At 53.4% G+C, this 23,693-nt stretch carries 23 protein-coding genes; 16 read left to right on the forward strand and 7 right to left on the reverse strand.

What is annotated here, in order from left to right; all coding sequences use genetic code 11:
• The 3 genes from ACTJJ1_RS10145 to ACTJJ1_RS10155 are packed head-to-tail and all read left to right on the forward strand — an operon-like array spanning position 1 to position 1,784.
• Positions 1 to 681 (forward strand): NAD-dependent dehydratase, encoded by a 681-nt coding sequence (locus tag ACTJJ1_RS10145; protein WP_252978608.1) that lies wholly within the window; start codon positions 1 to 3, stop codon positions 679 to 681.
• 33 nt (positions 682 to 714) lie between these two features.
• Complete coding sequence (locus ACTJJ1_RS10150; RefSeq protein ID WP_440833429.1) at positions 715 to 1,155, forward strand: SRPBCC family protein; 441 nt, start codon at positions 715 to 717, stop codon at positions 1,153 to 1,155.
• 20 nt (positions 1,156 to 1,175) lie between these two features.
• Positions 1,176 to 1,784: a flavin reductase family protein gene (locus ACTJJ1_RS10155; protein ID WP_440833431.1), complete on the forward strand. Its 609-nt coding sequence runs from the start codon at positions 1,176 to 1,178 to the stop codon at positions 1,782 to 1,784.
• Between the two features lie 24 nt (positions 1,785 to 1,808).
• Here the strand turns inward: ACTJJ1_RS10155 and ACTJJ1_RS10160 are convergent, their stop codons facing one another.
• The gene (locus tag ACTJJ1_RS10160) at positions 1,809 to 2,678 is read right to left on the reverse strand and encodes a LysR substrate-binding domain-containing protein (RefSeq protein ID WP_004946581.1); all 870 of its coding nucleotides are present in this window, start codon (positions 2,676 to 2,678) and stop codon (positions 1,809 to 1,811) included.
• Positions 2,679 to 2,881: 203 nt separating this feature from the next.
• Between ACTJJ1_RS10160 and ACTJJ1_RS10165 the strand changes: the two genes are divergently transcribed.
• A complete protein-coding gene (locus ACTJJ1_RS10165) occupies positions 2,882 to 3,307 on the forward strand; it encodes a VOC family protein (protein ID WP_004946583.1) in 426 nt (141 codons plus the stop codon).
• A gap of 110 nt (positions 3,308 to 3,417) precedes the next feature.
• On the forward strand, positions 3,418 to 4,677 hold the full coding sequence (locus tag ACTJJ1_RS10170) for a cation:dicarboxylate symporter family transporter (protein WP_440833434.1): 1,260 nt from the start codon (positions 3,418 to 3,420) through the stop codon (positions 4,675 to 4,677).
• Between the two features lie 601 nt (positions 4,678 to 5,278).
• Here ACTJJ1_RS10170 and ACTJJ1_RS10175 read toward each other — a convergent pair.
• On the reverse strand, positions 5,279 to 5,728 hold the full coding sequence (locus tag ACTJJ1_RS10175) for a winged helix-turn-helix transcriptional regulator (protein ID WP_004946587.1): 450 nt from the start codon (positions 5,726 to 5,728) through the stop codon (positions 5,279 to 5,281).
• 186 nt (positions 5,729 to 5,914) lie between these two features.
• On the opposite strand from ACTJJ1_RS10175, the gene ACTJJ1_RS10180 reads away from it, so the two are divergent.
• From ACTJJ1_RS10180 to ACTJJ1_RS10210, 7 genes are all read left to right on the forward strand, one after another.
• The gene (locus ACTJJ1_RS10180; RefSeq protein WP_440833436.1) at positions 5,915 to 6,550 is read left to right on the forward strand and encodes an NADPH-dependent F420 reductase; all 636 of its coding nucleotides are present in this window, start codon (positions 5,915 to 5,917) and stop codon (positions 6,548 to 6,550) included.
• A 44-nt stretch (positions 6,551 to 6,594) separates the two neighbouring features.
• Positions 6,595 to 7,560 (forward strand): SDR family oxidoreductase, encoded by a 966-nt coding sequence (locus tag ACTJJ1_RS10185; protein WP_004946592.1) that lies wholly within the window; start codon positions 6,595 to 6,597, stop codon positions 7,558 to 7,560.
• Between the two features lie 160 nt (positions 7,561 to 7,720).
• Complete coding sequence (locus ACTJJ1_RS10190) at positions 7,721 to 8,089, forward strand: NAD(P)-binding domain-containing protein (protein ID WP_440833439.1); 369 nt, start codon at positions 7,721 to 7,723, stop codon at positions 8,087 to 8,089.
• 36 nt (positions 8,090 to 8,125) lie between these two features.
• A complete protein-coding gene (locus ACTJJ1_RS10195) occupies positions 8,126 to 8,377 on the forward strand; it encodes a hypothetical protein (protein ID WP_440833441.1) in 252 nt (83 codons plus the stop codon).
• A 378-nt stretch (positions 8,378 to 8,755) separates the two neighbouring features.
• Entirely contained in the window at positions 8,756 to 9,127 is a 372-nt protein-coding gene (locus tag ACTJJ1_RS10200) for a hypothetical protein (protein WP_147150481.1), read from the forward strand.
• A 17-nt stretch (positions 9,128 to 9,144) separates the two neighbouring features.
• A complete protein-coding gene (locus tag ACTJJ1_RS10205; RefSeq protein WP_440833443.1) occupies positions 9,145 to 13,239 on the forward strand; it encodes a CHAT domain-containing protein in 4,095 nt (1,364 codons plus the stop codon).
• Positions 13,240 to 13,340: 101 nt separating this feature from the next.
• Positions 13,341 to 13,466, forward strand: a complete 126-nt coding sequence (locus ACTJJ1_RS10210) for a hypothetical protein (protein WP_440833638.1) — start codon at positions 13,341 to 13,343, stop codon at positions 13,464 to 13,466.
• 247 nt (positions 13,467 to 13,713) lie between these two features.
• Here the strand turns inward: ACTJJ1_RS10210 and ACTJJ1_RS10215 are convergent, their stop codons facing one another.
• Positions 13,714 to 14,622 (reverse strand): LysR family transcriptional regulator, encoded by a 909-nt coding sequence (locus ACTJJ1_RS10215; RefSeq protein WP_004946606.1) that lies wholly within the window; start codon positions 14,620 to 14,622, stop codon positions 13,714 to 13,716.
• 95 nt (positions 14,623 to 14,717) lie between these two features.
• Here ACTJJ1_RS10215 and ACTJJ1_RS10220 point away from each other — a divergent pair, with 95 nt between their 5' ends.
• On the forward strand, positions 14,718 to 15,701 hold the full coding sequence (locus tag ACTJJ1_RS10220; protein WP_421417092.1) for an NAD-dependent epimerase/dehydratase family protein: 984 nt from the start codon (positions 14,718 to 14,720) through the stop codon (positions 15,699 to 15,701).
• Between the two features lie 294 nt (positions 15,702 to 15,995).
• Here the strand turns inward: ACTJJ1_RS10220 and ACTJJ1_RS10225 are convergent, their stop codons facing one another.
• Together ACTJJ1_RS10225 and ACTJJ1_RS10230 are read right to left on the reverse strand one after the other, a co-directional pair.
• Positions 15,996 to 16,601 carry a hypothetical protein gene (locus ACTJJ1_RS10225; RefSeq protein ID WP_440833445.1) on the reverse strand — a complete coding sequence of 202 codons (606 nt, stop codon included), beginning with the start codon at positions 16,599 to 16,601 and terminating at the stop codon, positions 15,996 to 15,998.
• Positions 16,602 to 16,919: 318 nt separating this feature from the next.
• On the reverse strand, positions 16,920 to 17,810 hold the full coding sequence (locus tag ACTJJ1_RS10230) for an oxidoreductase (protein WP_440833447.1): 891 nt from the start codon (positions 17,808 to 17,810) through the stop codon (positions 16,920 to 16,922).
• Between the two features lie 504 nt (positions 17,811 to 18,314).
• Between ACTJJ1_RS10230 and ACTJJ1_RS10235 the strand changes: the two genes are divergently transcribed.
• Together ACTJJ1_RS10235 and ACTJJ1_RS10240 are read left to right on the forward strand one after the other, a co-directional pair.
• Complete coding sequence (locus ACTJJ1_RS10235) at positions 18,315 to 19,292, forward strand: DUF1852 domain-containing protein (RefSeq protein ID WP_440833449.1); 978 nt, start codon at positions 18,315 to 18,317, stop codon at positions 19,290 to 19,292.
• 26 nt (positions 19,293 to 19,318) lie between these two features.
• Positions 19,319 to 20,350, forward strand: a complete 1,032-nt coding sequence (locus tag ACTJJ1_RS10240; RefSeq protein ID WP_004946619.1) for a methionine synthase — start codon at positions 19,319 to 19,321, stop codon at positions 20,348 to 20,350.
• 298 nt (positions 20,351 to 20,648) lie between these two features.
• On the opposite strand, the gene ACTJJ1_RS10245 is transcribed toward ACTJJ1_RS10240, so the two are convergent.
• Positions 20,649 to 21,584 (reverse strand): quinone oxidoreductase family protein, encoded by a 936-nt coding sequence (locus ACTJJ1_RS10245; RefSeq protein ID WP_440833452.1) that lies wholly within the window; start codon positions 21,582 to 21,584, stop codon positions 20,649 to 20,651.
• A 70-nt stretch (positions 21,585 to 21,654) separates the two neighbouring features.
• Here ACTJJ1_RS10245 and ACTJJ1_RS10250 point away from each other — a divergent pair, with 70 nt between their 5' ends.
• Positions 21,655 to 22,140 carry a MarR family winged helix-turn-helix transcriptional regulator gene (locus tag ACTJJ1_RS10250; RefSeq protein WP_062792329.1) on the forward strand — a complete coding sequence of 162 codons (486 nt, stop codon included), beginning with the start codon at positions 21,655 to 21,657 and terminating at the stop codon, positions 22,138 to 22,140.
• Positions 22,141 to 22,235: 95 nt separating this feature from the next.
• Here ACTJJ1_RS10250 and ACTJJ1_RS10255 read toward each other — a convergent pair whose 3' ends face one another.
• Positions 22,236 to 23,693, reverse strand: coding sequence for an efflux transporter outer membrane subunit (locus tag ACTJJ1_RS10255; RefSeq protein WP_440833454.1), 1,458 nt, complete (start codon positions 23,691 to 23,693; stop codon positions 22,236 to 22,238).

Raw genomic sequence — 23,693 nt, forward strand, 5'->3', positions numbered from 1 at the left:
ATGGAAAAGTCGCCGGTTTCAGGTCCGGAAATGCGGCTGCTGTTGCTCGGCGCAACCGGCCTCGTGGGCAGTCATGCCCTGCATCAGGCTATGGCCAGCCCGCATATCGGTACCGTGATTGCGCCCACGAGAAAACCACTCGGGTGTGGCCTGGCCGGGCGAACACGGCTCATAAATCCCCTGATCGACTTCGATGCGCCAGACGCTGACGCCCCGGAATGGCGCGTTGACGCGGTTATTTGCGCGCTCGGAACCACCATCGGCAAGGCCGGCAGCCGCGAGGCATTCCGGCGGGTTGATTACGACTATCCGCTGACGTTTGCCCGGCTGGCGCGTAATGGCGGCGCCTCAGCGTTCGCGCTGACGTCGGCGACCGGTGCGAATACGGCCTCCCGCTTTTTTTATAACCGGGTGAAGGGTGAACTTGAAGAAGCGCTGATGCGCGAACAGTTCACCTCACTGACGCTCGTCCGTCCCGGGGTTATTGCCGGTGCCCGGACTGAAACCCGCCCGGGAGAAACGGCGCTGAAGCTCGCGCTCACGCTTTTCTCGCCGCTTCTGCCAGGTAGCTGGCGGCTTAGCCCGGCTGGAGACATAGCCAGCCACCTGCTCAGGGCCGTTATCACTCCCCGACAGGGCATCAGCATTGTTTCTGCGGGTGAAATAAGCCTTAAAAAATGATTTTCATAAGATGAATGATAAGAAGGAACCATTATGTCAGTAGTTAACTTTAATGCCGCGGTTAAAACCGATGCTGGCCGCGTCTGGCAAACACTCAGCAAGTTTGGCCGTATCAGCGACTGGCACCCGGCCATCCACAGCAGCGAAATCGAAGACAATCAGCCCGACGGTCGTCCGGGCTGCAGGCGCCGACTGGTACTTGAAAACGGCGATGTCCTGCGCGAACAACTGCTCATGCTGGATGAAGATAAGCGTGCCTTCTCATATCGCTTTATTGAAGCCCCGCTGGCCGTAGATGGCTATGTGGCAACGGTCAGCCTCATTCCTCTGAGCGATAGCGACGAAACGGTCATTGCCTGGCAGGCGAGTTTTGAAGCCCGGTCCCGCAACGAGGTACAGGCGATGGAGGCGAGCGTTCTGGAGCTGATAGCGTCAGGCCACCGCAGCCTCGCTGCCTACCTTGAAAACCTGTAACGTCTTAACGGAGCCCGGAAATGCTTGACCACATTGTGCCCGTAGAGCCAGCAAAGGCCTACAGGCTGATAAATCATGGACCGGCAACGCTGGTCTCTGCGCGCCATAACGGAGCGGACAACGTCATGGCGGCGTCATGGGTCTGCGCCCTGGATTACGAACCGGCGCGGCTGACCGTCGTGCTGGACAAGACTGCATTCACCCGCGGGTTGATTGAAAAAAGCCGTTCCTTTGTTATTCAGGTCCCGGTGGCAGCCCAGGCGTCGCTCGTGCACTACCTCGGTTCACATTCACTGTCCTGTGAAGCGGATAAACTCGCGCAGTCCGGGGTGTCGCTGTTTGAACTGTCAGGCGTGGATGTGCCACTGGTTTCAGGATGTGCCGCGTGGCTGTATTGCGAACTCATCCCTGAAGCACATAACCAGCAGGCCTATGATTTATTCATCGGAGAAATAAAAGCGGCCTGGGCTGACAGTCGCGCTTTTAAGGACGGACACTGGCAATTTGAACGGGGAGCGGCGGACTGGCGAAGTCTGCACTATATCGCGGGCGGCCACTTTTACACTACCGGCGATCCGCTGGACGTGCCGGACGCGCCGCTGCAAATGCCCGGAGAGCCGCAGGGCTGAGTCTCACGCTGTTGCCGGTCGGGTTTACCGCCCCGCCTGCAGGATAATCTGCTCGGAGATCCGCCTGACGTTATCGTCAAGGTTTTCAAGCGGGCGATGAATAAGCCCAACGTCCCGGTAAAAAACCTTCTCATTCAGACCGATGGCCCTGACGGAGGCCGGCCAGCGCCGCCAGTTGGCTGTCCGGGGCAGCAGAGCAACCCCCATGCCATTACTGACGAGCTTGAGGATGGCCTCCAGCTCGTCCACCTCGCAGATTTCGTTGACCGAGAGGTTCATTTCGCGAAGAAAGCGATCAACCTGGCGTCCACCGAAGGACGAACGATCGTAGCGGATAAAAGGCTGGTCGCTCAGCAGAGCGGCAATATCGTTACCTGCCACATTTTTCGGCACGATGAGGTGAAAAGGTTCATGTGCCAGCGCACTCCACTGCAGCCCTGTCGGCAGCGCAAACGGGGGTTTCAGCACCGCGGCCATATCTATTTCACCGGCGTCCACAAGGTTAATCAGTTCCATCGACAGGCCCGGTATAACGCGGATACGGCAGCCGGCGCTGTGTCTGCAAAACGCCGTCAGCGCATCCGGAAGCAGCGTACGCTGTATAGAGGCAATTGCGCCTATCGTGATGGTCTTACCGGGGGTAGCCAAATTCAGTCGCTCACCCAGCCCGTCATACAGAGAGAGGAGTTCCTGAGCCTGGGAAATCAGTTGCAGCCCTTTCTGGTTCAGACGTGCGTTTCTCCCCGACCGGTCAAACAACGGGAAGTTTAAGTCGGCCTCCAGCCTCTGCATCTGAGCGCTGACGGCCGCCTGCGTCAGACCAATTTTATTGCCAGCCGCCGCAAAGGTCCCTTCCTTTGCCACCATCAGAAACGTTTTCAGTTCACGGATCATCGCGCTCACGATACACAAATATTATTTGTTATATATAAAGATAAAAATTGATTTTAATCAAATTAAATTATCCATAAGCTCATTTGTGACGGTAATGTTAATGCGGGAAAGTACTGAAACCCGGCTGTGCATTGAACATTACACCTCCCCTAAATTATCGATCTTGCCGCAAGCAGGCGGATCTTCTTACTGAGGATGCATAAATGAGCCTTTCCCCCTTCCATCTGGCGATCCCTGTCTATGATCTGAAAGCAACACGTCGTTTTTACGGCGAGACCTTCGGCCTGAGTGAAGGCCGTTCGAGCGAACAGTGGGTTGACTTTGACTTTTACGGTCATCAGCTGGTCATTCACGAACATCCTAAAACCGCATCGCAGGAGAGCGTGCATTCCAATTCCGTCGACGGTCATGACGTACCCGTCCCGCACTTTGGCATCATCCTGAAGTGGGAGGAATGGGAGGCACTTGCAGAACGCCTCAGATCATTTAACACCAAATTTGTCATCGAACCTTACATCCGCTTTAAGGGACAGGTCGGAGAGCAGGCCACCATGTTTTTATTCGATCCCTGTGGCAACGCGCTTGAGTTCAAAGCGTTCAAGGATATGAGTCAGCTTTTCGCAAAATGATTACCCGGCACGGCCTCAGGCCGTGCCATACATCTCCTTCACCCGAATTTTTTAAGCGTGGCTTCTGCCTTTTTCGGGCAGAAGTTGCCCCTGTTTAAACTGAGGGCGTAATGAAAAAAATAACACTGGTCTGGCAGATAGTTATTGGACTTGTACTTGGAATAATTGTGGGATGGTATTTTAATACGCACCCTGAGTATCAGCAGTGGGTCAGCCACGAAATCCTTAAACCGCTGGGCGATATTTTCATCAAAATGATGAAAATGGTCGTGGTGCCTATTGTCTTCTGTTGCATGATCCTGGGCATAACCGGAAGCGGTGACAACAAGTCGTTCGGACGAATGGGCGCGAAAGCGCTCGGTTACTTCTTTATCGTCACGGGGCTGGCCACCATCTTTGGACTGGTGCTGGCTAACCTTATTTCCCCAGGCGAAGGCACCAGTATTCAGGGAATGGTGCACGGCGACGGACACATGAAAATGGAACCGGCGCGGGGCGCACTGATTATTCTTCAGAATATCGTTCCTGATAACCTGTTTGTTGCGCTCTCCGAGGGCAAACTGCTGTCAGTTTTGTTCTTTGCCGTGCTGTTTGGCCTGGCGCTCAATGGCCTTCCCAGGGATAAAACGGCCCCGATCCTCAGCGTTCTCCAAAGCGTATCAGATGGCATGTTCAGGGTGGTGTCCATTGTCATGGCCTACGCGCCGGTTGGCGTCTTCGGCATGATTGGTGCCACCGTGTCCACTTTTGGTTTCGCTTCCCTTCTGCCGCTGCTCAAGCTTGTAGGCACCGTTTATCTGGGTCTGGTTTTATTCGCCCTGATCGTGCTGGGCGGTATCTGCGCGCTGATCGGGGAAAACGTCTTTAAGCTGATAAAACATTTTCGTCAGGAACTGGTGCTGGCATTCTCAAGCGCTGCTTCTGCAGCGGTGATGCCACAGCTGATGTACAAGCTTGAACGCTATGGCGTACCGGGGCGGATCGTCAGCTTTGTGGTGCCCGTGGGATATGCTTTTAATCTTGACGGTGCGTCGATATTTCTCGGTGTGGCGACCATATTTGTGGCTCAGCTTTACGGTATTGACCTGACGCTGATGCAGCAGGTCATTTTAGTTGTCACAATGGTGCTAACGTCGAAAGGAGCAGCCGGTGTGCCGGGGTTCGCCATTCTGATCCTCTCCGCCACTCTGGCGTCTGCGGGATTACCGCTTGACGCCGTTGCCCTGATAGCCGGGATATTCCGTATTATCGACAGCGGTACGACGACCCTCAACGTGCTGGGAAACGTTGTTGCTCCACTGGTCATTAACCGGTGGGAAAAAGAACCCGCATCGTTCGAGGGCTCTCAGCCGGGCCTGAATAAACGCTGATATGAAATTAAAAGGGAACGATGCCTGTTCCCTGCATCATTCCGGTAATTTGTGAAAATCGCAGAATTGAAAATTGGTTCGGGTTTTACACATCGTGTTTGAGTAGCGTCCATCGGTTGAACTCACTGCGAAAAGCGGAAAAATATTAGAAGCGTGACAGACTGCAGCCCCTGTGCTCCGACAGAATAATGGGGTCGAAACTCATAATCAGGGCAGCCGGGAAACTATTACTTTGTTATACGGGATTGAGCTCAGCTAGCTCGCTATCGCTTATAAATCCCTTTGCGTCCTGTGCTGGGTCGCATTTTCAATAGCTTCAGTCATGTGTCCTGAAGATGCTGCTATTGGTGGTCTTGACCGGAAGAGAGTTCAGGTTCGGTTTGTTTATCAGCAGTTACAGGCAAAGGCGTTCCCAGTCAAAGGAGCCAAATTAGAAAAGCCCGCTCAGGTTTGCCTGAGCGGGCTTTTTGCTTTTCCGTTTGGGGGAAAAGTGACATGTTTTTCAGCTTAGCGTTTCGGCTCGAAAGCCTGATGGCAGGCTCCCCATCGTCACTTTCACGTTGTTCGTTCTACGCGTGACAGGGCACGCTTGTCGTCTTGCTCATTCCTTACCGGCGGGAAACATGCATCCGCCATTGCGAACCAGCGCCTTCACCTCTTCGCTCACTTCCACGGGGTTTCGGCTTAGTCGATCAACCCACTCCTTGCGGTGCAGCACGTACGACTTCGAATCGTGCTTCGCGCTCCAAAGGACGATGTTAAGCATGACAGGAATGAGGTCGAGGCCTTTCTCGGTCAGAGTGTATAAATCCTTGCGCCCGTCGTCGGGGCTGGGTGCCCTTGCAAGAATCCCCTGCTGCTCAAGAAAGGCAAGCCGGGAAGCCAGGACATTGGTCGCAATGCCCTCTTCCGATTTCATAAACTCGCCATAGGTCTTCTTACCGGTAAAAACGATGTCGCGAATGATCAAGAGCGACCACCGGTCGCCGAAGATCTCCACGCCGTAATTTACCGCGCAATGGGACCGAATTTCTTTATTCGTCGTTTTCATGGCGAGATCTTACATCGCTTGTCTATCGCAAGCAAACCCCTCTCCTTTTCTTACTTGTTTTTTACAAGTAATTTTACTTGTTTATTGAAAGTGACAAGACTAGCATGACCTGTACGTTGAGTCCGGTTGTGGGATCGCCCCTGCAATCCATGAATGATTAACCCCCTATCCGTAAGGAAATTGCACATGAGCACTATCAGCATCATCGGCTCCGGCGGCATGGCGGCAGCGATCGGCGGTCTTGCCGCCAGGGCCGGGCACCTCGTCGAGGTAATGAGTCGCGATGCGGCCAAGGCGCGGGCACTGGCCGAAAAGATCGGAACCGGTGCAACGACAGGAACCTTCGGCGCCACCCCGGCCGGGGACATCGTCATCCTGGCGGTTCCCTACTCCGCCGTTCTCGACGTGCTGAAGCAGTACGGCGAAAAGCTGGCGGGCAAGCTTCTTATCGACATCACCAACCCCATCAAACCCGACTTCTCGGGCTTCCTGACACCTGAAGACAGTTTCGGCGCGCTGGAGATCGCCAAGGCCGCCCCTGCCGATGCGGATATCGTCAAGGCATTCAACACCCAGTTTTCCCACGTGCTGGCCGTGGGTTCAGTCAAAGGTCAGTTGCTGGACGTGTTCATCGCCGGGGATAACGCGCAGGCGAAGGCACACGTCTCGGCGTTCATCGAAAGCCTCGGGCTGCGCCCGCTGGATACCGGGCCACTGTTCATGGCGCGGACGCTGGAGCACGCCTGCATGCTGTGTCTGGGCCTCATGACCCACTCCGTCAGGCACACCAACTTCTCGATCGGCGTCAGCCTTCTCGGTTGAGCGCACGACACCACCACTCATATCGCACCTAAAAGGAAAATATCATGCACGTTTTAGTCACTGGCGGGACCGGCCATATCGGCTCGTACATCATCCCCGAGCTTATCGCCGCCGGCCACGAGGTCACCGGCCTGGCCAGGTCGGATAAGTCCGCCGCTGCGGTGTCCGCACTCGGCGCCAAAGTGCGTCGCGGGGATATTTCCGATCTGGATGGGCTCAAGGCGGCTGCGGCGGCGTCCGATGGCGTCATTCACGTCGCGCACAGGCAAGACCTGCTTCCCGTCGGCGGTATTGACGCCGTGGCCGCAGCGGAACTCCAGATCATGCTCGCGTACGGCGAGGCATTGGCCGGAACCGGAAAACCGCTGGTCGTTTCGGGGAGCATTGGCTCGCCCACGAACCTGGGCTGGGCGGCGCCCGGCGCCAGCTTCCTCGACCGACCGGCGACCGAAGAAGACCCGGCCCTCCCCGGCGGCGATGCGTACAAGGGCTCCCTGCGGGTTCGTAACGTCGTGGAACTCGCGGTAATCGGCCTTGCGGAGCGCGGCGTGCGATCCTCGATCGTGCGGATCCCGACTATCGCGCACAGCATGACCGACAATACCGGGTTCCTCCCGCTGCTGATTGGCCTCGCCAAGGAGAAGGGGGTCATCGGCTACCCTGGAGACGGCGCAAACCTGTGGCCGGCGGTGCATGCCCGCGACCTCGCCGCGCTGTTCCGCCTGGCGCTGGAGAAGGGGCCGGCCGGCAAAACCTGGCATGGGATCGAGAGCGAGGGCATCCCGTTCCGCGAGATCGCCGAGGCCATTGGCAGCCGTCTGGGCCTGCCTGCGGTGAGCATTCCCACCGACGAACTAATGCTACCGGGATACTTTGGGTTCCTCGCGAATCTGGTCACGCTGAACCTCCCGGCGTCCAACCTCATCACCCGCCAGACGCTCGGCTGGGAAACCGCCCAACCCGGGCTGCTCGCCGATTTGGATAACGGCCATTACTTCCCTGCCAATTGAGCTGGAACAGGGATTCGGGTCGCAACGAACCTGGCAAACGACAATGCCGCAATACCCTGCCCCGGCCGGGCAAAGACTTTGTCGACCCGACGATGGCATCAGGGATGACGCGAGAGGCTCGACGCACACGAAATATCAACCGGGAATGCCCGTTTAGCGATTGCGGGCAATACCCCAACTCACGAGGAATCTGCATATGAGCACTATCAGCATCATAGGATCAGGCGGCATGGCCACGGCTATCGCCAAGCGTACCGCCAAGGCTGGACATACCCTTGAGGTGATCGGCCGCGACACTGCCAAGGCCCAGGCGCTGGCCGACCAGCTGGCAGCCGGCGTGACCCTAGGGACGTACGGCGCCAAGCCGGCGGGCGACATCGTCATTCTCGCCGTGCCGTACAGCAGCGTTGCGGCGGTGGTGGCCGACTTTGGCGAAGCGCTCAACAACAAGGTGATCATCGACATCACGAACTCGGTTGCCCCCGGCCTCTCGGGCCTCATCACTCCTCACGGCAGTTCCGGTGCGTAGGAGACCGCCAAGCTCCTCCCCGCCGGTGCGCATGTCGTGAAGGCGTTCAATACCCTCTTCGGCCACGTACTGGCCAAGGGCGGACGCCTAGACACATTCATCGCAGCCGACGATGCGCAGGCGAAGGCACGCGTCTCGACCTTTCTCGAAAGCCTCGGGTTGCGTCCGTTCGATGTCGGCGGCCTGCAAATGGCCCAGACGCTAGAGTCGCTCGGCCTGATGATGATCGGCCTGGCCAAGAATGGCGCCGGTAGCTGGGACATCGCCATGAAAGTCGATATCGGCTGAATCAGACACCACAGCTTCACCGGCAGCACCGGCACCGGCGCTAGCCGCCGAGAAAGCCGCAAGCGCCAGTCCAAGCGGAGCCTAACGCCGATGCAGAACCAATGGCGGCCATTTGGGTGATCTTGACAGGCGGGATGTTTTTATTAGTTATCAGACAATTAGTGACAATAGTGTTCCCAGTCAGAGGAGCCCTATTAGATAAGCCCGCTTAGGGAAACTTAAGTGGGCTTTTTGGTTAGTGAGCTAATAAAGTAGCTCCTGCCCTACTTATTTTCTGTGAAATATCTGGCGGATAAAAAATAGCCTACCTGCTGTCTTGTGAAATAAAAGCTTTCAACCATACTTCACTGAACAATATCGTCTAATAGGAGTAAGGGAATGAATACTTTCCTTTATGGTGCTTTTGGTTCATTGCTTCCAAGCATACTTATTGCTTTAAGCAAAAACTTTAGCGCTCCGCTTCTAATATTTAATAGCTGGCAGCATTGTGTTGGTCTTATTATCTGGGCGGTAGTTGGAGGTATTATTGCCCGAATTTATCCCTGGCGTATGACGTCAGATCCGCGCTGGAACGCCGTCGTCGTTGGTGTCATTCTCCCGACAATTATTTCAGGCTTGCTTTCCGTGGGCGACAGAGCGTCGCACCCACAGGATGCACCTTTAGCGCCGCGAGGACCTGTGCCGGAGGACTCATCCGCCCCGCCGACTCGTCAGCAAGGTACTCTGCTAGATCTGCTAACACTTTATTAATCCAGGCAGGTGAAAAAATGAAATGGCGTAACGCTTTTTTTTTCATTATCTTCGTCTTTAATCATACCGCAGCGGCAGCAGAAAATAACATTCGCTGCGCAACTAATTCGTTGCTTATTGAATTACAACAAACACTGCCTGCCATTACCAGTGAGAACAAAGATGAGGCACTGTTAAAAAAAACACGCGCTATCGACCAGAAAATATTAAATAGTGTGAATCCGGCAACGCTGAGCGCCTGTGATATTACGCTGTTATTAACCATAGCAGAACAAAGAATTATTTATGCCTACGCACCGGCTGCCGACATATACGATGTATTCAAAATTTCACCCCCCATCTCAACCAAGGATCCACGCGTAGCGCAGTGGCTTGATATTATTACGCAGACTTGGCAGCAAGTTCTCAATGGCGCCGATGAGGCCGGATGGCCCGTGGTGCAGAAAACGATCGCAATGGAAGAAACGCTCAGCCAGTTGGCGCTTTCCGGCCAACGAGAAAATGACACGCAACTGCTTGCCAAGCTCGCTCTTATTCATGTCGATAACGACAAAGCACGAGCCATCACGTTTATCGATAGGATCCCCAATATCTCCATTCCAGAAAAACTCCCGACACCACTGCGCACGTTGCTGGCACAAGCCTACTTATCGCTGTCACTCTTCGAGCAAGCAGAAAGCATGCTCCCCCGTGAGAACGACAATACCCCAGAGTACAAGCGCATTGCAGACGGCATCGCTCTGGCCCGCCAGGCCAGCAATACTTTATTTTCTTGCGTTGGTGATCCATGGCGGTTATCGGCACAAAACCCCCCTCTGCAACAGGGGTTGCTCTGGCTACTGATCACTTCGCCAACCCGAGGCGAATCACCTTTTTTAGCCCCCTCTTCCACTGATGCTGAGGGTAGCCTGCAAACAACTATCGGCACACGGTGTCCAGAGCCGCCCGCAACAACAGCGGTTCCCCCACTGACACAGATATTTGACGCCTCACCCACGCCAATACCCGGACTGGACGAGACAGGTCTCCGTAGCCCAGTCGCGGCGCAAGCATTACCGCTCTTGTCGCTCCCGGCAGAGATGCAATCGACGCTGAAAAGTCTAATGAGTAAAACGATTACGCCGGCCGGCGAATCACAGATTGCCGAACAAATCCTCGACAAGCGCTTTTACTCGCACCTTATCAGCGCCGCGCACGCGGCCTTTCCTGACCCGGATGCAGAAAATAGCAAAGCAGAACCCGAGGATATCGACGCATTAGAGATCTTCCAAACCCCGAACGCGCTAATCCTGCATATCGGCAATTTCTCTACCGCTGAGCAACTTCTGCTGTTGATTGATAACCAGCAGCAGGCGCGCATTTTTCTGACTCAGGGTCATAGCGCCAGCATCTCTTTTGCCGACGCGACCGGCGATGGGGAACCCGATTTGATTGTTGCCGGTTATACCACATCATCGAAATACCTGACCGCCAGCGTTGTCGATCTTAAACAGCAGCACTATTACGCCTTCAATAGTGGCGAAACTCTTTATCAGGGCAATCTGCAAGCGTTGGATATCAATGGGGATAAGATTGCGGAAATCACGCTGTCGGCCATGGATCATGAGCGCCTGCTTAGCCAATGCAACCAATGCCCAGGGCAGCGCAGCTTTTACCTTTATCGCTTATCTCCCGAACACCATGGTTTCGTGCTCATAACCCGTTATTCAGATCCTGCCGAAACAGCCAATGACGCCACTTCCGACATGTTCGGCATTAATCAAGCCGCAGCATTGGCATTCTCCCGTGGCAACAGCGAAAAATTATTGCGTGATTTTGAAGACGGCACACTCCCCATGGATAATGAAGCGAATGCAGAAGCAGCAACAGCCGAAGTCAGCGCACTGATGGAAGAGTATTATCAGGTCAGCGACTATCTGAGTGGTGAACGGGTCAATAAACGCATCAGCCGCCGCCTGGATACCCTGCCCGAAACAAGCTGGAAGCCACTTCTGCTGGCAAAATATCGCGCTACACTCGCCGATACCTTGCTCAACGCAGGATTCGACAGGGAGGCGCTGGTAACCATCGATGACCCGAACGTCACGATAATGGTGGAACAGCAAAAAATTCCTGCTGGGTTGGTCAATGCTGTCATTGCCAGAGCGGCCTTTGGTGTGGGTGATTTAACCCGGGCCTGGCAAGCCAACCGCAGAGTGGTGGCCACGAAGGAACCCTTTGAAGGTAAAGAGGAGTACGCCCAGTTTTTACTCGATATCGGTGAGAAACAGCAAGCTCGCGAATTGATTGAGTCAGACATCAGGAGCTCGGCACTGGTATTACAAGCCTCGCTGACAAACGAACCAGCGCTGAAAATGTCGTTACTGCAACGGGCACTGATTCTTGCCCGTGACCAAATGAGCCAAGATGACGTGAATGATATCTTTTTCCTGGCCGGAAAGTGGGCGAGAGATGACGGCGATATTGCGCTATCAACACGATTTTTCACGCCACTCCTATTTCAGTCCTCTCCCCGCTGGTGGCACAGAAACGGGGCAAACTTGCTGCTGGCTCTTGGCAATAATGCAGCCGCCGCAGGTGACGACGAAACGGCACTGCAAATCTGGAAGACCGCAGAGTTAACTGGCGAGGCCACGGATGCGGCTGCCCGTGTGTCCGCCCTGCAAAATATTGCTAACCATGAAACCGGAGACTTGCGTTTCGCCACTATCGAAAAGGCGTACGATGCGGCAACCCGCCATCGCAGCCACCTGCCCGGTGAAGACCGTAAAATCAACTTTGTCGCTCTCACAGATACCATTGCCGAAGCCTATTTCCAGCAAGCGCTAACGAGAAACATGACCACAGACGAGTTGCTGGCCAAAATGGAACAATGGCGCTTTCAGGTTTTTAGCCAGTTGTATATGAGCGCCGAACATCAGGCGCAGGCAGCATCCAGTGGTGAAAGCCTGCGGCAGAAATTACAGACCGGCGACACACTCGTAGTGTTTTACGTCAGCAAGGCGGCCTCCTTCGCGACGGTGAGTACCCGCGAGGCTTCGCGAACCATACATCTGCCGCTAGCGCCAGACGTGTTGGCTCACGATATCGACCGATTACAGGTATTGATCACGCCAGCCGACGCAAGCAGCAAATTGATGATCAAAAGCGACAGGATAAGCCCAGAGTTGAAAGAGAACCTGGAACATCTTTACCAGACACTTATTGCTCCACTCTCTATCCCGGAGCAAACTCAACGTCTGATTATTGTTCCCGATAAAGTCTTGCAAGGTATCCCTTGGGAAGCGTTGTCTCAACCCACCACCACGCTGTGGGAACGAATGAAACTTGAGATGGGCTATGCAGATCTGAGCCCGCTTATCGAAAAGTACGCGATCACGGTGCTGCCTTCCGCATCATTGATGCAGCAAGCAGGCAGTAGCCATATCACGTCGGCGGTACTGATTGCCTCTTCCGTCGGGCTCCACGATGCCAGCAAAATTGCTCAACTGCCGGAAGCATACCGTCAGGTGCTGGGAAAAGGCGTTGATGCACTGCAAGCGACGAATGCAGAACTGGATAGCCTGCAGACGGTATTGCAACTTCCAGCAACACAGGTCAAGTCATGGTATTTCCCCGCGCGCGCCGATAAGCCGCAACCGACCCCGACAGCACTGCGCGATGTGCTGGATTCGCTGCCAGGGAAATCGCTGATACATCTCGCCGCACACGGCTTTTTTATACCAACTCAGCCTATGGCCTCGTTTATTTTTTTGAACGACCAACCGGGGATCCTTCTGCTCCAAGCTGCCGATCTGATGCAAACTAACCTGCATCAGGCGGAACTGGTGATGCTAAGCGCCTGCTCTTCCGGTAATGTGACCATTCCCGTCGGGCAGGAGGTTATGGGGTTCTGGCGCGCGCTGTTTGCCAGCGGTGCGCGGCGAGTACTCCTCACTCGCTGGCAGATTGATGACGCCACCACCCGTCTTTATAGCGAGCAGTTGTACAAGGCCATTCAGCAGGGCCACTCTATTGCACAATCCAGTCGTCAGGCCATACTGGCAGTGCGCAAAGAACATGCGCACCCCTGGTTCTGGTCAGGCTATATGCTTTCGGAACGGCGTGATTAAAAGCACTTGAACACTGATATGACTAACTTCAAGCAGGCAATAAGATGAATAACATTCTGTGCGAAAGACTGAGCATCAATCACCCCATTATTCAAGCCCCCATGGCGGGCGTTTCCACTGCTGAAATGGCTGCAACAGTCAGCAATGCCGGTGCGCTTGACTCGATCAGTGTGGGGGCGTCAACGCCATTGCAAGCTGAAAGTTTGATAAAAAAACACAGGCTCTGACGAAAAAACCATTTAACGTAAACGTTTTCTGCCATGCCCATGCACAGCGTAACGAGAAGCTGGAAAAAGCCTGGATTGAACGCTTTCGCGAGGTGTTCGCGCGTTACGATGCCGACCTCCCTGCTGAGCTGGCAGAGATTTATCTGTCTTTTCATGACAATGAGAACATGGCGGACGTCATCATGGAAAACGCGCCTCGACGGGCTGAGCGCGCGTTGCTGGTTTATTACCGCACCTTGCGGGGATGTCACGGTTTCGCCTTCGCGATATAAGCCCGTAAACCCTCTGCAAGAATATCGAATACCGTTTTACAGGCCTTGCTGTGGCGAAGGTCTTCATGCATTACCAGCCAGGTGTCGAGATGAAATGCAAAGAAATCAGGCATCAATCTTTGTAACGGAACAGGAGAATTGGCCAGTTGAACCTGGCACATACCTATGCCAGCACCTGCGCGAATAAGGTTCAGTTGTGCCACATCACTGTCAGTGCGCAGGGTAAATAGTTCACGATGCAGCTGAGGATAGTGTTTCAGTGCCTGTAAAATAAATGGCGTCATTTTATCAAAGCCCACAAGCGTATGCGTGAACAACTCCTCCATACTTTCCGGTGCGGCACGCCGTGCCAGATAGGAAGATGAAGCATGCAGACCAATTTCAATACTGCCTATCCGACGTGCAATCAGTTGCTCCTGCACCGGCGCGGTCATGCGTACTGCAATATCCGCTTCCCGGTTCAATAAATCCTGAATGCGGTTAGACAAAACCAGTTCAATTGTAACCTGCGGGTAATCTTTTTTAATTTGCGCAATGAGGGGCGGCAGAACTTCTGTGCCGATAATTTCGCTCGCAGAAACACGCACCACGCCACGCAGTCCGGCGGTGCGGGTGCTAAAGCTGGCAGCCGAACGTTCAATCATACTGGCCGTGTTTTCCATCGCTTGCGCGTGGCCTTGCAGCGCGACGGCTGCATCCGTGGGCTGTAGGCCAATCTGAGAGCGTGTAAACAAAACCAGACCAAGTGCTGATTCCAGGGCCGCCACGTGGCGGCCCGCTGTAGGCTGGGTAATGGCAAGCATACGTGCAGCCCCCGACAGGGAACCTTCTTTCATCACCGCAAGGAAGGTGCGATACCATTCCCATGGAATATTTAGCTTCATACAAAAATGCATACCTGCTGTTTGATGCCATGCAATTACATTTAGCTCGCGCAGGCACTACGATGTCAAGCAGACATCCGACAAAGGTAAAAACAATGAAAAGCCAAAACAAGGTACTCATACTGGGCGCAACAGGCGGGATCGGTGGCGAAATCGCCCGTAAGCTCGTCCGAGATAAATGGGACGTTCATGCATTGCGCCGCAGTATCCCGAAAAGTGAAGAGCACGAAACGGTGACATGGACAGCCGGTGATGCGCTGAATGCAGAGCAGGTCGCGTCTGCCGCGTCAGAGTGTAGTGTGATTGTCCATGCGGTTAATCCGCCGGGGTATCGAAACTGGGAACAACTGGTTTTGCCTATGTTACATAACACTATCAATGCGGCGGAGAGAAATGGCGCATTAATCGTTCTCCCGGGCACCGTCTACAACTACGGTCCGGATGCCTTTCCACGCTTACGTGAGGACTCTCCCCAAACCCCTGTCACCAGGAAAGGGGCCATACGGGTGCAAATGGAGAAGGCTCTGTTAGCCTACACGCAACGTGGCGGAAAGGTGTTGATTCTGAGGGCCGGTGACTTCTTTGGTCCTGACGCAGGCAACAACTGGTTTTCACAGGGATGGGTTAAACCGGGTCAACTCCCACGGATAATTAGAAACCCCGGTAAAGCCGGAACAGGCCATCAGTGGGCCTATCTGCCGGACGTCGCCGAAACCCTTGCCGCACTGTTGGCGCGTCGGGACCAACTCGCCCCCTTTGCCTGTTTTCACATGCGTGGGCACTGGGATCACGATGGCACGACGATGGCCGCAGCCATACAGCGTGTCGCGCAACTTGCTGGCGTTAAAGCGAAGGTAAAATCGTTTCCCTGGTGGCTCATCTTTGCGATGTCACCTTTCAATACCACGCTGCATGAAATGCTGGAGATGCGGTATTTGTGGGAACAGCCAATACAGATGGACAATTCGAAACTGATCGATTTTCTGGGCCACGAACCTCATACTCCCCTTATTGAGGCCGTGCACAAGACTTTAATCGGCCAGGGCTGTCTTAATCATGCGTCAGAAACGCGTTCGTAAGCAGGTCAGAGGATTATTTTGAGTGCGCTCCTGGCACAGGGCTACTGTAGCAGCCCTGACAGGCTCAAACCTCCATCGACTCAGAGATCGCCAACGCATCAACCTCAAGCCCAGATCACGCGTTTACCTTCCAGTTGAAGTCTGATCCGCCTCCCCCAGAGATAAGATATCTGAAGCGGACGTCATCCTCATAGGGCACTGGACAGCTCTTCAAGGGAGCCCTCTTTGGGCATTAGTTGAGTCTGTCTAATGCCAGTATTCCAGCTGTGCGCCCAGCCTCAACTGAGGGGATGATTATCCGCCGTAAGGCTGTTGGCGCGCTTTCTCAAGCTCAAGCTTTACTGCCTTCAATGTCCTTTTCCGAATCCAGCCGCTTCCCACTCGGATTGCCAGCCAGTATCCGGCCATTTTCAGCTGTGTCGCTCTGTCCGGGCAATGTATGAAGGTTTCTGTACAGAGTGCATATTCGTCGGCGGTGAGTTGTCGTACCTGATATCTCAGCAGCAGCTTTGCGTTGCCTGGCCGTAGCGCGGCGCAATAAGCGCTGATATCGGGCACCTCCTCAAGGCCAAAATCGGTTCGCCAGAACTGCCCTCTCAAGCCATAGCAAAGTTCGGTGGGTGAGTTTTCTAACAACGTGAAACTCTGTAGCCCAAACTGATCAATGGCACTTTCAGATTGATGGCGTCGTAATTTTTGCGGCAGTTTCCGCACCGCCATTAACGTTTTAATCACGATATCCTGCTGGATATCATAACCCGCAATTGCCGGTAAGATTTTTTCGGGGTAAGCCGTGGTTATGGTGGTGCTGTGCCGCTCATGGAACTGAAAGTTCGGCAGATACAGAGGGACGTTTTGCCAGTCAGCCAGCGCGTTCTTCGTAACAAATCCGAGTGCCATCCCGTTATTACTCCCTCAAGAACCCTAATCCTGCCGCGATTGCCGCAACGTATTCAAGTTGTTAAAACATAAAGACGCGCTGCCGCGATTGTGAAACAAGGCTAAGGTTTTATCAATTTTTGCCTCTGGAGCGCCACCTGTTTTATAAACACTTTCGGCAAAAAATGGCCCATACAGTCAGTCATGAGCGAAAAGCAGGCACCTGCCGCATTTTGCAGGCGGACATTATCCAGCCATGTTACTGGGCGGGATATCTCGCTCAAACCTGCGGCGATTCAGGGGGCCATTGTCTTGTAAACTCCCCGGCAGTTAACGGTGTCAACCCGGTCCCTCACTCCCTGCCGCCAGCAGCGGCACCAGCACGTCGCTGATCGGCGTCGGAATCCCCTGCAAGCGACCATAACGCTGTACCACGCCGTTGCGGATATCCCACTCCAGTGGGCGGTTGGCCTGGCGGTCGGCGAGAATGGAGGTCCCCAAATCCGCAGGGGCATGATGAAAACCCTCGACGATCTCCTGCGGAACCTTATCGTTCAGTACGGCACCTTGCGCACGCGCCACCGTCAAACACTCGCGCAAATACGCCAGAGCCAGTTCAGTGATATCCCCGCGTGAGAACATTCCGGCACGACGATTGGCGAGAACCATCAGACCCGCGGCCGCATTCTGCAGCAGTTTGCGCCAGGCTATGGAGAGAAAATCGGATGACAACTCAACCGCGCAGTCTGTGCCGCTGAGCACATCGGCGACCCGTTTCGCCTGCGGCACATCCGGCAGCGTAAGGCGCGGTTTGGCACGCAGCCAGACGGAGGCATCCGGCTCGCGCTGGGCCGGGAACCACACGACCGAAGGCAGCACCTTTGCGCCGTTGACGTAGGGTTTCAACTGGGTTTCCTGCTCGACGCCATTTTGCAGGGCACATACCAGGGTGTTTTCATCGCACAATGCGTCCAGCCAGTTGGCGCTGTCAGCGATCTGGGTGGTTTTCACCGCGACAAACACCAGGTCGAACGGATGGCTGATAGCCGCCGGATTGATCAATACCGGCCCCGGCACCATAACTTCGCCGCCATCGTGCCGCAGAATTAACTGCGGATACGCGGTACGCCCGCACAGGACTGGCGTTCGGCCAACGTCATGCAGGACAGCGGCGATGGTGGTACCGATAGCACCCGGACCAATAAGAGCAATTGTGGGATAGTCAGACATCTTGCGTTCTCCTGATTCGATTAGCCCATCATCAGCGTGCCGGCGGCAATCGCCGCACACGACGGCATTTTATCAGTGTTAACCTCTCGCCAAGGAAAAGATAACCCAGTGCTGATGCTAACCAGCACATGCCCGAATGGAAAGTGAAGCCTCGTCATCCATGGATAAGCAAATGCCCATACATTGAAAGCGCCCCCCCACACACACCTTTTAGCCTTGCCATAAAGCGGTTCAATCAGCCACTTCTGGCCCGGGAAGCCCTGCTGTAAATCTGGTGTGCCAGGGTTTCTGCAACACCACCAGCCCCAGCCGTATTCCTGATCATGAAGATGACTCATGTTGTAATGAAATTAAGTCGCTTTCACTCATCCCATGGCTCTGGCATAAAAGATGCATTGTTAACTTATTGACAACATGAAGACTGGCGAAAGAACAAACCAGTGATTGCTGGGAAATCAAGAAATAAATTCAGTTTTCATGTCAGAACTTAGGATGCAGAACACTATGAATAAAAATTTTACATTTACGCTTAAGAGCAGCGTTTTCGATGAAAACTATAACCCTTCCGAAAATACGCGTATCACGACCAACTTTGCCAATTTGGCCAGAGGAAAGAACCGCCAGGAGAACCTGCACAACACGTTAGTGATGATTGACAATCGTTTCAATACACTGGCGCATTGGGACAACCCCAAAGGCGATCGTTATTCTGTCGAACTTGAAATCATTTCTGTTGAGATGAGTATTGAAGGCAATGGCAATACCTTCCCGGTGATTGAAATATTAAAAACGAACATTGTTGATAAAAAAACCAATGAACGTATCGAAGGTATTGTAGGGAACAACTTCTCTTCTTACGTGCGGGATTATGACTTTAGCGTATTGCTGTCGGCGCACAACAAGAATCAACCTCAATTCAGCATTCCGGCTAATTTTGGTGATTTACACGGCAACATATTTAAATATTTCATCAATTCAGAGGCGTACAGAGATAACTTTAATAAAAACCCGGTTATATGCCTAAGTGTTTCAAGCAAAAATACCTATTATCGCACGGGTAATGAGCACCCTGTATTGGGCGTGGAATATCAGCAAGACGAGCCTTCATTGACCGATGCATATTTCAACAAAATGGGGTTACAGGCTCGCTACTTTATGCCTAAAAATAGCGTTGCGCCTTTGGCTTTTTATTTTAGTGGCGACTTGCTCAGCGATTACACTGATCTTGAGCTTATTAGCACCATCAGTACGATGGAGACTTTCCAAAAAATTTATCGGCCTGAGATTTACAACGCTAATTCTGCAGCAGGGCAATACTATCAGCCAAGCTTGAGCCAACAGGATTATTCTTTAACTCGAATCGTTTATGACCGAGAAGAACGTAGCCAGTTGGCTATTGAGCAGGGAAAGTTTACTGAAGAGAACTTTATTAAACCATACAAAACTATTCTTGAACAATGGTCTGCTAACTACGCTGCTTGATTAACCAAAAAACAGGGTCATCTATTATGAAAAAGTTATTACCGACGTCAACTGCCGGCAGTTTGCCTAAGCCCTCTTGGCTGGCACAACCTGAGACACTTTGGTCACCTTGGAAATTGCAAGACCAGGAATTAATCGACGGCAAACAAGATGCTCTGCGTTTGTGCCTGGAAGATCAACAGCAGGCAGGTATCGATATTGTCAGCGACGGCGAGCAAACGCGCCAACATTTCGTCACTACCTTTATTGAGCACCTCAACGGCGTTGATTTTGAGAAACGCGAGATCGTTAAAATCCGTAATCGCTATGAGGCGAGCGTACCGACAGTCGTGGGCCCGGTGAGTCGCCAAAAATCTGTTTTTGTCGAAGATGCCAAGTTTTTACGCCAGCAAACCGACCAACCCATTAAATGGGCCCTGCCAGGTCCCATGACCATGATAGATACGCTGTACGATAACCACTATAAAAGCCGCGAAAAGCTAGCCTGGGAATTCGCTAAAATTCTCAATGAAGAAGCCAAAGAATTAGAAGCTGCCGGTGTCGATATCATCCAATTTGATGAGCCCGCCTTTAATGTCTTCTTTGATGAGGTGAACGATTGGGGCATTGCCACGTTAGAAAGAGCCATTGAAGGGCTTAAATGCGAAACGGCTGTACACATTTGCTACGGTTATGGCATCAAAGCCAATACCGATTGGAAAAAGACGCTGGGAACAGAGTGGCGGCAATATGAAGAGATTTTTCCAAAACTGCAAAAATCCAATATCGATATCATCTCACTGGAATGTCAGAACTCCCATGTTCCCATGGAGCTGATGGAGCTCATTCGAGGTAAAAAGGTGATGGTGGGGGCCATTGACGTGGCGAGCAATACCATTGAGACGCCAGAGGAAGTCGCCGCTACGCTTCGCAAAGCGCTTCAGTTTGTAGACGCCGACAAGCTCTATCCTTGCACCAACTGCGGCATGATCCCCCTCCCTCGCGGAGTAGCAAGAGGCAAGCTGGATGCGTTAAGTGCAGGCGCAGAAATCGTCCGCAAAGAACTCTTGGCCAAATAACCTCGCCAAATAGTAGATCATTTGAAGGAAACTCAGTCCGGGGTTAGCGCTCTGACCAATCGCTAACCATTCCCAGCCACCAACCGGACTGAGCGATGCCGATCATACCGCGATTCTTACGCAGTACTTTCAGCACAGGGTGGCAATCAAACTGGATAGCAAGAAGTGACCCACCCGAAGTTATTCCAGACGGGGCATCCGCTAAATGGCGCAGGAAGAAGCGAAGGGATTATTAGATTATGGATAAAAGAACCCGCCAAACGGGTTCTCTTTCAGCATAAAGAAAAAATCTTGGATATCAGAGGGTAAAAACAGTGCGGCAACGGCTGTCATCTTCATTCCAGGCGTCGTTCACTTCACTTAACGGGCGAAGACGGAAGGGAACGGAGAAATCGCTCAGTACTGCCGCTTGCAAGAGTTCACCAACCGAAGCGACCAACTCTCCATTGGATACGCTGCCCAGACCACTGCCCATCAGGGTCAGTCCCGATGAGCGCAGCAATTTGCTGTGCAATGATATTTCTTGCCCGCTCAATGAGCCGATCTGTACAAAACGCACTACCCTGGCGCCCCCCGCAACGGCAGACTTCATGATATCAAGCGCACTCTCCCCCCAAAGATAGTCCAGAACAACATCGATCCCCTCTTCCATCAGCGTGGGGAGTTCAAGCGGCAATTCATCCAGCGCAAGCGTGATATCCGCCCCCTGAGTACGAAGTTTTTCCAGCACTTCAGTATTGCGGCCGGTTGCAATGATTTTCCCCGCGCCCAGGTGACGAGCGATACGCACGGCCAGACCGCCGGAGGTGCCGGTCGCGCCATTGATGAGAACAGTTTCCCCTTTTCGCAACTGTGCCCTGCGCGTTAATGCCGTCCAGGATGACATTCCGGGATTACCAATGGCGGCGGCCATTGAGAGATCGAGTGTTCCTGGCAGCGGCACGATGCTTTTAGGCGTAACCAGACTCATCTCAGCCATACTGCCAAAAGGGGAACTCAATGCGAAAAAAAAGACCGGCTCGCCGTTAGCAAGGTAACCGGTACCATCGATGCCGGGTATAAACGGGTATTGAATCGCCGAACTATAATGAGTCCCCGCAGCCCGTGACTTGGCCAATTGACTCATCGCGGCCGCTTTCACATTGACTACTCTGTGCCGCTCATCGGCCTTAGGCTCCCGGAAATCCCCGTAAACCGGTGTTTCGCCTTTCCCACTGACAATTGCTGCTTTCATTGATATCCCCTTCTGCCGATAAATAATACGTGTATAATGCACACATTATTTTTATTCCCGGAGACCGTCAATGAAAAGAGTGCAAAATACACATAAATTAACAAAGTTTGACGATTTGCATGACACGTTGCTGGCTATCGTCGGCGCTTTTAACCGCCCGCAACGTGATGAAATTATGATAAAAAATTCCGGAATAAATCTTGATCGCGCTTTATTTCCGCTGCTGGTGCTGATAGGCCGCTTTGGCCCAATGGGGGTTGGAGAACTCGCTGACCGTGTCGGCCGCGATTACACTACGGTGAGCCGTCAAGTCGCCAAGCTCGAGCAAATCGGTCTGGCTCGACGACAGAAGAATGTTAAAGACAAGCGAATTAATGAAGCGGTCATTACGTCTGAAGGCAAAACGATGACCGATAAAATCGATCAAGCGCGCGCCTTCATTTATGACGGCATCTTCCAGAATTGGCCCAATGATGAGAGCGCCGAACTGGAAAGATTATTGAAAAAGTTTTTGACCGATTTTACGACTCTGGAACAAAACAAAAAAACCGGCTAACCCGAGAGACTGGCCCGAAGAAAGAGATACGCGGGCAATCAAACGATTTAGCCGCCATCCATGGCAGAAACAACGATAGAAACGGCCCTAATGGCTCATTCTACCGCTTCGCGCTGCCACCCTCCCCCCAAGGCCTTGTACAGGGTGATTAGGCTGTTTTGTTGCGAAAGTCTGCTCTGAATCAACGATTGTTGCGCTGCGAATAACGTCCGTTGGGCATCCAGCACGTTCAAATAGTCCGTCGCACCGTTGGCGTACTGGACCTGAACAAAATCCAATGCCGCCTGAGCGGCTTGGACATTTTTTTGCTGTGCCTCAGTTTCCTCATCCACCACACTCCGCTCTGCCAGCGCATCCGAGACCTCACGGAACGCGGTTTGAATGGTTTTCTCGTATTCAGCCACTGCGATATCCCGTTCGACTCGGGATGTTTCTAATTGAGCCATAAGCCGGCCACCGCTGAAAATGGGCAAATTAACCTGGGGGGCAAAGCTCCAGCTACGCCCTCCTGCGTCAAAGAGCTCCCCTAAAGCGTTACTCGCTCGTCCGGCCGAGGTTGTCAGGCTGATACTGGGGAAGAACGCCGCACGTGCTGCCCCGATGTCAGCATTGGCCCCCAGTAAACTGTGTTCCGATGCGACGATATCAGGGCGTTGTTGCAACAAATCGGAAGGGAGGCCCGCAGATAACGGCTTATTGCTGATCATGTGCGCTAAAGAGTCTGTTGAGGGTAATAAACTCGCGGGTAAAGGTTTGCCCACCAGTAAAGCCAGCGCATTACGGTCTGACATAACTTGCTTATCGGCAAGGAGTGCCTGATAACGGGCGCTCTCCAGCTCGCTTTCCGCCTGATGCAGCGGCAACCGAGAGGATTTACCCACGTTGGTCAGGCTCTGCTGCAGGTCATATGCCTCCTGGCGACTGTGCAGCGTCTCCTGTGCCAGACGCCGTAGATCCTGGTCGGTCGCCAGCGACATATAACTTCCCGCCACTTCGGCGATCAGGCTTATTTGCGTGGCCTGCCGTGACCAGGCGGTCGACAGGTAAGCCTGCTGTGCCTCTTCCTTAAGACTACGGATGCGGCCGAAAAGATCGAGCTCATAGGCACTGATACCGACATCCAGACTGTAACCTCGAGTCACGCCCCCAATGCCCGTGTAAGAGACGGACGCCGGCGTGCGCTGGGCTTGCTCCGCCCCCGTTATTCCTATCTGAGGCATAAGCTCCGAGCGCTGTATCCGGTACTGTGCTCGTGCCTTCTCTATATTCAAAATCGCAATCCTCAAATCACGATTGTTGTCCAGGGCCAACTGAACGACCTGCCGTAATTTGGGATCGCCGAATAATGCCTGCCAGGTTATCGCCGCAACGGGGGTTTCCGGCAAGTCAGCATTAGCCTTTATGGGCCATGCAGACGGCACGGGCGCTTCGGGGCGATGATACTCGGGCGCTAAAGTGCAACCTGTAAAAAAGGTGGCAAACACTAACGCCGCTACCGGCGTCAGGGCGCGGCGGGATAGGTGTAAAGTTCGGTACAAAGTAAAATAACTCAT

It is taken from the genome of Serratia sp. 22264 (assembly GCF_052045345.1).
Lineage (GTDB): Bacteria > Pseudomonadota > Gammaproteobacteria > Enterobacterales > Enterobacteriaceae > Serratia > Serratia plymuthica.